This is a genomic window from Actinomadura formosensis NBRC 14204 (assembly GCF_001552155.1).
In the GTDB taxonomy this organism is placed as follows: Bacteria; Actinomycetota; Actinomycetes; order Streptosporangiales; family Streptosporangiaceae; genus Spirillospora; species Spirillospora formosensis.
In genome coordinates, this window is the sequence record NZ_BCQQ01000188.1 from 1 (window position 1) to 8,326 (window position 8,326).

An 8,326-nucleotide genomic window follows, 5' to 3' on the forward strand; every position below is an offset into this window, starting at 1 on the left:
GCGCTGGCCGGCTGGACGCCGCGGACCGCGCGTTCCGGCCTGGCCGCGCGGCTCGCGGACGCGGGCGCCGCCGTGGTGCCGCTGCCGCACCCGCGCGGCGCCGAAACGCCGACCGTGCTGCCGGGGGGAACGCCCGAGCAGAGGCTGCGCGGCTCGCTCACCCCGCTCGTCGAGACGTACGGGACCGTCCCGTACGCCGACATCGACCCGACGCCGCTCGCCTGGGCCGCCTACGTGCTGATGTTCGGCGACGCGGGCCAGGGGCTGATGCTGCTCGCGGGCGGCATCGCGCTGTGGGCCGGGTACCCGCGGCGCCGGCCCCGGCTCCGGCGCGCCTGGCCGTTCGTCGTGGGCGCCGGGGTCACGAGCACGGCCTTCGGGCTGCTGTACGGGGAGTTCTTCGGGCCGACGGGCGTCGTCCCGGTGCTGTGGCTGGCGCCGCTCGACAGCCCGGTCGAGCTGCTGGTCGCCGCGGTGGGCGTGGGGTCGGTGCTGCTGGCCGCGGCGTTCGCACTCGGCATCGTCAACCGGTGGCGTGAGGGCGGCTGGGCGGTGGCGCTGTACGAGCCGTCCGGGATCGCGGGCGCCTCGGCCTTCCTCGGCCTCGGCGGGCTCACCGCCGGCGCCTACCTGGACGCGCCGCCGCTCGCGGTCGCGGGCGGGGCCGCCGGGGTGCTCGGCCTGGCGCTGGCGTTCACCGGGTTCCTCGCCGGGTCCGGGGGCGGCGGCGCCGGGGTGGTCGAGGCGGTCGTCGAACTGTTCGACCTGGTCGTCCGGCTCGGCGCGAACGTCGTGTCGTTCGCGCGGCTCGCGGCGTTCGGCCTGACGCACGCCGCGCTCGCCGGGATCGTCTGGGCCGGGACGGCCGCGCTGTGGGGCCGGGGCGGTGTCCTCGCCGTCCTCGCCGCCATCGCCCTCTTCGTCGCCGGGACGGCCGTGACGTTCGCGCTGGAGGCGCTCGTGGCGGGCGTCCAGGCGCTCCGGCTGGAGTACTACGAGCTGTTCTCCCGGCTCTTCACGACCCAGGGCAGGCCGTTCCGGCCCTGGCACATCCCGCTGACCGCACAGGAGGTGGACGGACCATGTCCGCAGAAGTGATCACGGCGGCGCCCGCGGCGGCCGCGAACTGGGCTCCCTTCATCGGCGCGGGGGTCGCCGTCGGCGGGGCCGCGATCGGGGCGGGGATCGCGGTCGCCTACGCCGGCGCGGCGGCGCTCGCGGCGATGAGCGAGCGGCCCGAACTGTTCGGCCGCGCGATGGTCATCGTCGGCCTCGCCGAGGGCATCGCCATCTACGGGCTGATCATCGGCATCATCCTCATCGGGAAGGCGTGACCGCCGTGGCCGCCGAGGGTGCCCGCATCGCCGTGCTCGGGGAACGCGCCCGGGTCGAGGGGTACGCCCTCGGCGGCGCGCTGGCCGTCCCGGCGGACGGCCCCGAAGAAGTCGAGGCGCGCTGGGACGGCCTCGGCGCCGAGGTCGCGGTCGTCGTGCTGACCCGCGCGGCGGCCGAGGCCCTGGGCGACCGGACGCGGCGGCGTCCCGGCGTGCTGACGGTGGTGATGCCGCCGTGACCGCCGGCGCGGAGGCCGCGGCGGCGCTCGCACCCGTGCGGGACGCGCTGCTCGCGCGGGCCCGTGGCCGCGCCGGGCGCCTGGTCGAGGACGCCGAACGGGACGCCGCGGCCGTCATCGAGGCGGCCCGCGCCGAGGCGGACCGGATCGTGGCCGACGCCCGGACGGCGGGCCGCGCCGACGGGGAGGCGGTGGCCGCCGCCGAACGTTCCCGCGTGCGCGGCCACGCCCGGGAGGTGGTCCTCGCCGCCCGCAGACGCGCCTACGACGAGCTGCGCCGCCGGGTCGCGGCGGGGACACGGGACCTGTGCACGGGGCCGCGCGGCCCGGGCACCGTCCGGAGGCTGACGGCGACGGCCGAACGGCTCCTCGGCCCCGGCGCCGCGGTGCAGGAGGTCCCGGGCGGCGGCGTCGTCGCCCGCAAGGACGGCACGGAGCTGGACCTGTCCGCCGGCGTCCTCGCCGACCGCGCGGTGGCGGCACTGGGAGCGGAGGTGACACGGCTGTGGGAGCCGAGGTGACACGGATCAACGGGCCGCTCGTGGAGATGACCGGGCTGCGCGGCGCCGCCATGGACGACGTGGTGGAACTGGGCGCCGGCCGGCTGCCCGGCGAGATCGTCGCCCTCGACGGCGCGGACGCCACCGTCCAGGCGTACGAGTACACGGGCGGGCTCGCGCCGGGCGCCCCGGGCGGCACGGTGGGACGCCCGCTGTCCGCGCCGCTCGGCCCGCACCTGCTCGGCGGCGTCTTCGACGGGCTCCTGCGCCGGCTCTCGACCGCGGACGTGTGGCTGGACCCGGCCCGGCGGCGGGCGGCCGGTCCGGGCGGCGGGACGGCGGACGAGCGGCCCGCCGAGTACTGGCCGGTGCGGCGGCCCCGGCCCTACGCGGAGCGGCTGGACGCGGACGTGCCGCTGCACACCGGGCAGCGGGTCATCGACCTGCTGTTCCCCGTGCCGCGCGGCGGGACCGTCGCCGTCCCGGGCGGCTTCGGGACGGGCAAGACCATGCTGCTGCAGCAGATCGCCAAGTGGTGCGACGCCGACGTGATCGTCTACGTCGGCTGCGGGGAGCGCGGCAACGAGATGGCCGACGTCCTCGCCGAGCTGGCGGAGCTGGACGACCCGCGGACCGGGGGGCGCCTCGCCGACCGTACGGTCGTCATCGCCAACACCTCGAACATGCCGATGATGGCGCGGGAGGCGGGCGTCTACAGCGGCGTCACCGTCGCCGAGTACTTCCGCGACCGGGGAAAGGACGCCGTCGTCATCGCCGACTCCACGTCCCGGTGGGCCGAGGCGCTGCGCGAGTTCGCCTCCCGGGGCGGGGAACTGCCGGGCGAGGAGGGGTATCCGGCGGCGCTGCCGTCCGCGCTGGCCGCGTTCTACGAGCGGGCCGGACGGGTCCGGACGCTGGACGGCGCCGAGGGGTCGGTGACCATCATCGGCGCGGTGTCCCCGCCCGGAGGGGACATGACCGAGCCGGTCACCGCCTACACCGAGCGGTTCGTCCGGGCCCGGTGGAGCCTGGACAAGGACCTGGCCTACTCACGCCACTATCCGGCGGTCTCGTGGTCGAACTCGTTCGCCCGCGACACGGCGGCGCTCGCCCGCCGCCACGCCGCCGCGGGAGACCCCGGATGGGAGGGGCGGCGCACCCGCATGGCGAGCCTGCTGGCCGAGGCGGAGCGGCTGGCCGTGCTCGCCGAACTCGTCGGGACGAGCACCCTGCCGGGGCACGAACGCATGGTCCTGCTGGCCGGGGACCTCCTGCGGGAGGGGGTGCTCCAGCAGAGCGCGCTCAGCCCGGTCGACGCGTCGTGCACGGCGGAACGCGGCGCGGCCCTGGTCGAGGCGGTGCTCGCGGTGGTGGACCGCTGCCAGGAACTCGTCGGCGGGGGCGTCCCCGCCACGGCGATCGAGGAGCAGGACTTCTCCCCCATCGTGCGCGCCCGCGAGGAGGCGCCCTCCGTCGCGGACGTCGCCGCCCGCCGCGAGGCGATGCTCCGGCGGCTCGGGGACCTGTCATGACAGAGCGGACCGAGCAGGCCGGGCGCACCGAGCCCGCCGGACGGGACGTGCGGGCCGCTCCCGACCGGTGGAGCAGGCCCGCGTACACGCGCGTGTCGCGGATACGGGGCCCGCTCATGACGGTGCCCGGCGCCGAGGGGGTCGGCTGGGACGAGTTCGCCGACATCCGGCTCGGCACCGGGGAGGCGCGGCACGGGCTCGTCCTGGACACCGCCCGGGACCGGGTGCTCGTCCAGGTGCTGGAGGGCACCCGGGTCACCTTCAGGGGCGCGCCGCTGCGGATCCCGGTCGGGACGGGCTGGCTGGGACGGGTCTGCGACGGCCTCGGGGAACCCCTGGACGGCGGCCCGCCCGTCCTCGGCGCGGACGAGGCGCCCGTCGCGGGAGTCCCGCTCAACCCGGTGCACCGGGAACCGCCCGCCGACCCCGTCCTGACCGGCGTCTCGGCCATCGACGCGCTCACCACGCTCGCCCGCGGCCAGAAGCTGCCGATCTTCTCCCGGGCCGGGCTCCCGCACCTGGAACTGGCCGCGCAGATCGCCGCGCAGGCGTCGGCGGGCGGCGAGCCGTTCAGCGTCGTGTTCGCCGCGCTGGGCCTCACCCACGCCGACGCCGCCGCCGTCCGCGGCACCCTGGAGGAACGGTCGGCGGCCGGCGACCTCGTGCTGCTGCTGAACCTCGCGGACGCCCCGGTCATCGAGCGGATCCTGACCCCCCGTATCGCGCTCACCGTGGCCGAGCACCTGGCGTTCGAGGAGGGGCGGCACGTCCTGGTCGTCATGGGCGACATGACCGCCTACTGCGAGGCGCTGCGGGAGGTGTCGGCGGCGCGCGGGGAGATCCCGGCGCGGCGCGCCTACCCGGGCTACCTCTACAGCGACCTGGCGTCGCTGTACGAGCGGTGCGGGCGCGTCCGGGGCCGTCCCGGCTCGGTCACCCTCGTCCCGGTGCTGACGATGCCCGGCGGCGACATCACCCATCCCGTCCCCGACCTGACCGGATACATCACCGAAGGGCAGATCGTCCTCTCCGAGGACCTGCACGCGCGGGGCGTGTACCCGCCGGTGGAGGCGCTCGACTCGCTGTCGCGCCTGATGCGCAAGGCCGCCGGCGCCGGCCGGACCCGCGCGGACCATCCGGGCGTCGCCGCGCAGGTCCTCGCGGCCCTCGCCCGCGCCCGCCGGGCCCGCGAACTGGGGGAGCTCGTCGGGACCGCGGCGCTCAGCGAGACCGACCGGCGCTACCTGGACTTCGAGCGCGCCTACCTGCGGACGCTCGTCGCCCAGGGAACCGCGGAGCCCCGCTCGCTGGACGACACGCTGGAACGGGCCTGGCGGGCGCTCGTGGTCCTGCCGAGGCGCGAGCTGACGATGCTGCCCGGCGCGGCGATCGACGCCCACTATCCGCGGGAGGAACGGTGAACGGCCAGGTCCAGGGGCGTGCCGGACGGCTGTGGCTGCGGCAGCGGATCGACGTCGCCGAGGGCGCCGTGGAACTGCTGCAGCGCAAGCTCGGCATCCTGCGGGGCGAGCAGGAGCGGATGCGGCTGCTCGTGGCCCGCACCGAGGAGCGCTGGAACCGGCTGTGCGCGGCGGCCGACCGGCTGCTGCTCCAGGCCACGCTGCTGGGCGGGCGCAGGGTGATCCCGCTGGCGTCCGGCGAGCGCCGCGCGACGCTGAGGATCGAGCAGACCGTGGCCATGGGGGTCGTCTACACCGCCCGGATCGTCCTCGACGCACCCGCCGGTCCGCCCCGCACGACGGGCGGCACCGCGCTCGTCCCCGCCGAGCGGGCCTGCCGGGCGGCCCTGGAGGCCGCCTGCGCGCACGCCGCCGCGACCGCCGCCGCGGCCACCATCGACGCCGAGGTCTCGGCCACGCGGCAGCGCGTCCGCGCGATCGAGCGCCGCCGGCTGCCCCGGCTGCGCGCCGCGCTCGCCGGGATCGAGTTCGCGCTGGAGGAACGGGAACGCGAGGACGCGGCCCGCCTCCGCCGCCGCACCGCCCGGGAGCGACCATGACCCCGTTCACGGACCACTGCCTGCTGCTGGTCGTCGAGGACTCGCCGGCGGCGCTCACGGCCGCCCGCTACACGACGGAACTGGCCCGGCTGACCGGCGCCCCGATCAGGGCGGTCAGCGTCGTGTCCGACGGCGTCCTCGCCGACGCCATGGCCGAGGTGTCCGGCCGCCCGGACGTCCGCGGGCGCCGCGACCTCGCCGTCCGCTCGATGCTCCGGCACGTCGAGCGCCTCGCCGGGCCGGCGGAGGTGCCGCTGGAGACCGTCCTGCTGTCCGGGGACACCGCCGAGCAGGTGCTGGACGAGGCGCGCCGCGTCCGGCCGGAGATGATCGTCCTCGGCCGGGACGAGATCCCGCAGCCCGGCGGGCCCGTCCTGGTCCCGTGGGCGGCGCGGATCCTGGAGTTCGCCGAGCAGCCCGTCCTCGTCGTCCCGGCCGGGTGGAGGGCAGGCGGCGAGCGGCCCTGAGACGCCGCGAGGACCGGCGCGGCTCGGGTCGCCCGGATCCCGGACGCATGCCGCAGCGTGATCGTCCGCGTACTACGTGTTCGCACGGATGTCGCTGCGATGCCTCTTCGCTGGGAGTCGGCGTTCTCCCGGATGGCCCGGGGTCGCCTCGCGTGATGTGGTTTTCGAGGCGGGTGCGCTCCCAGGTCGATCGCAGGTCGGCCGCCCTCCTGGTATCGGAACCCGGAAGAGAGCCGGGTCCGTTCGATACGGAGGTATCACAGTGGCCGACCCGATGATGCAACTCGATCCCCAGGGCAAGGCACCGATTCTCAGCTACAACGTCGCCGAGCCCACCTCGTACACCGGCCGGAACGGGATCGCGCTGGAACTGCCCGGGGCCTCGCAGGACTGGTTCGTCGAGGCCGCGCTCGACGAGGTGGAGCAGGGACGCGTCCCCATCGAGGAACTCGCGAACGTCACACCCGCGCAGGTGGCCGAGGCGCTGCGCACCGGGGACGAGCGGATCTTCCCCGGCATCAAGAACCCGGCGGCGACCCACAGCGGGCTCTTCCACGCCCAGAACGCGGTGCAGCGCAGCGGCGGGCTGCTGGACACCGAGACCACCAGCGTGCTCGGGCAGGGGCTGCGCGACCGGGCCGTGCGGCCGGACCTGCACGACTTCGTCGCGCAGGAGGCCCCGCAGGCCCCGGCTCCCACCCCCACCCCGGTGCCGCACGTCGAGGCCGCCGCGGCGGCCCCGGCCGAGCGGACCAACCTGCCGCTGGCGGTGCGCGGCTCGGTGCTCGCGGCGGCGGCGCTGGCCGACCGGCCGCTCACCCCGAAGTTCACCGACCTCGACATCGAGCACGTCGCCGAGCGGCTGCGCAAGGGCCGGCGGCTCAACGTCTACCGGAGCATGTGGGGCGAGTACAACTACGGCTTCCTGCCCGAGCCGAAGGTCAGGCACCCGCAGATCGTGCTGATCGAGACGTACCGGATGTCGTCCTTCCTGGGCCAGTACGGTGCCGGCCGTACGCTGAAGACCTTCAGCCTGCTGCCCGGCGAGAAGACCACGATCAGCGTCAAGACCTTCCGCAAGAGCGAGCAGGCGGCCAAGTCCGCCTCCAGCGTGCTGGACTCCTTCACCAAGGAGAGCGCCGACGACTTCGAGACCTCGGTCCAGCAGGAGCAGTCCGACAAGCAGGCCGAGCAGGAGAGCTTCGAGTACCACGCCGAGGCCGAGGCGTCGGCCAGCTGGGGCTGGGGCAGCGCCAAGGTCAGCGGCGGTGTCAAGGGCGGTACGGCCTCCCAGCGCGAGCAGTTCGCCAAGAACGTCAGCAACGCGCTCAACAAGCACTCGGCCAAGGCCTCCAGCAAGCGGGACGTCCAGGTCGAGACCTCCAACGAGGTCCGGCAGGAGGAGGGCGAGGAGACCTCGATCACCCGCCAGCTGGAGAACATCAACGTCGGGCGGACGCTCAACTTCGTGTTCCGGCAGATGAACCAGGAGCACATCACGCTGCTGCACCTGGTCGACGTGCGGGTGGCGTACTGGACCGGCCAGGCCGAGTCGGTCGAGGAGGTGCCGCTGTCCAAGCTGGCCGTGCTGCTGGAGAAGTACGTCAAGCCGGCCAAGCACAAGGAGCTGACCGACATGATCATCGAGCAGCTCTCCACCGTCCTGGACCACCGGGACGAGGTGGTGAACCCGCCGTTCATCGAGAAGAAGTCGCTGAGCGCCACCGACTTCTACTGGCGCGTGCGCAAGGACATGACCTCCACCTACCAGGACGAGACCGGCAACAAGTTCACCGTGCCGGGCGTGATCGTGGCGGCCAACAAGATCGTGATGCGGACCGAGGGCGTCATCGTGGACGCGCTGCTCGGCCAGGGCAACGCGCTCGACGACTACTCCAAGGGCCTGCAGGAGGCGGCCGTCAAGCAGCGCGAACTCGCCAACGCGGCCGCGCAGGCCCGGCTGGACCAGGAGGCGCTGGCCCGCGAGATCGTCAAGAACAAGGACAACGACAAGGCGAAGATCTTCCGTCAGGTGTTCGCCGACTCGGTGGCACTGCCGGGCAAGATCTCGGTCTCGGCCGCCGACAACGGCGCGGTCACCGTGTCCTCGACCGCCGACGGCGCCGAGGCGCCGGCGTGAGCGAGCCCGCACTGCGGCCCGGCGAGGCCGTGACGCCGCTGACCCCGCTGCCGGCCCGGGCGCTGGCCGGCGACGGCGCGGGAGCGCTGCCGGC

At 75.2% G+C, this 8,326-nt stretch carries 8 protein-coding genes and 1 pseudogene; all 9 read left to right on the forward strand.

Going from position 1 to position 8,326, the window contains the following annotated elements:
• Positions 1 to 1,098, forward strand: a pseudogene (locus AF1_RS35480) (hypothetical protein); the annotation flags it as partial.
• Positions 1,083 to 1,334: a hypothetical protein gene (locus AF1_RS30485; RefSeq protein ID WP_084263482.1), complete on the forward strand. Its 252-nt coding sequence runs from the start codon at positions 1,083 to 1,085 to the stop codon at positions 1,332 to 1,334. The pseudogene AF1_RS35480 and the gene AF1_RS30485, both read left to right, overlap by 16 nt.
• 5 nt (positions 1,335 to 1,339) lie before the next feature.
• The gene (locus tag AF1_RS30490) at positions 1,340 to 1,573 is read left to right on the forward strand and encodes a V-type proton ATPase subunit F family protein (protein WP_067807242.1); all 234 of its coding nucleotides are present in this window, start codon (positions 1,340 to 1,342) and stop codon (positions 1,571 to 1,573) included.
• Positions 1,570 to 2,094 (forward strand): hypothetical protein, encoded by a 525-nt coding sequence (locus AF1_RS30495; RefSeq protein WP_067807228.1) that lies wholly within the window; start codon positions 1,570 to 1,572, stop codon positions 2,092 to 2,094. The genes AF1_RS30490 and AF1_RS30495 overlap by 4 nt, the downstream gene beginning before the upstream one ends.
• Positions 2,091 to 3,605: a V-type ATP synthase subunit A gene (locus tag AF1_RS30500; protein ID WP_207394044.1), complete on the forward strand. Its 1,515-nt coding sequence runs from the start codon at positions 2,091 to 2,093 to the stop codon at positions 3,603 to 3,605. The genes AF1_RS30495 and AF1_RS30500 overlap by 4 nt, the downstream gene beginning before the upstream one ends.
• Positions 3,602 to 5,026, forward strand: coding sequence for a V-type ATP synthase subunit B (locus AF1_RS30505; RefSeq protein WP_084263483.1), 1,425 nt, complete (start codon positions 3,602 to 3,604; stop codon positions 5,024 to 5,026). The genes AF1_RS30500 and AF1_RS30505 overlap by 4 nt, the downstream gene beginning before the upstream one ends.
• Positions 5,023 to 5,625: a V-type ATP synthase subunit D gene (locus AF1_RS30510; protein WP_067807231.1), complete on the forward strand. Its 603-nt coding sequence runs from the start codon at positions 5,023 to 5,025 to the stop codon at positions 5,623 to 5,625. The genes AF1_RS30505 and AF1_RS30510 overlap by 4 nt, the downstream gene beginning before the upstream one ends.
• Positions 5,622 to 6,092, forward strand: a complete 471-nt coding sequence (locus tag AF1_RS30515; RefSeq protein ID WP_067807235.1) for a universal stress protein — start codon at positions 5,622 to 5,624, stop codon at positions 6,090 to 6,092. Before AF1_RS30510 ends, AF1_RS30515 begins: the two co-directional genes overlap by 4 nt.
• A 262-nt stretch (positions 6,093 to 6,354) precedes the next feature.
• The gene (locus AF1_RS30520; protein ID WP_067807239.1) at positions 6,355 to 8,232 is read left to right on the forward strand and encodes a hypothetical protein; all 1,878 of its coding nucleotides are present in this window, start codon (positions 6,355 to 6,357) and stop codon (positions 8,230 to 8,232) included.
• Positions 8,233 to 8,326: the final 94 nt, after the last annotated feature.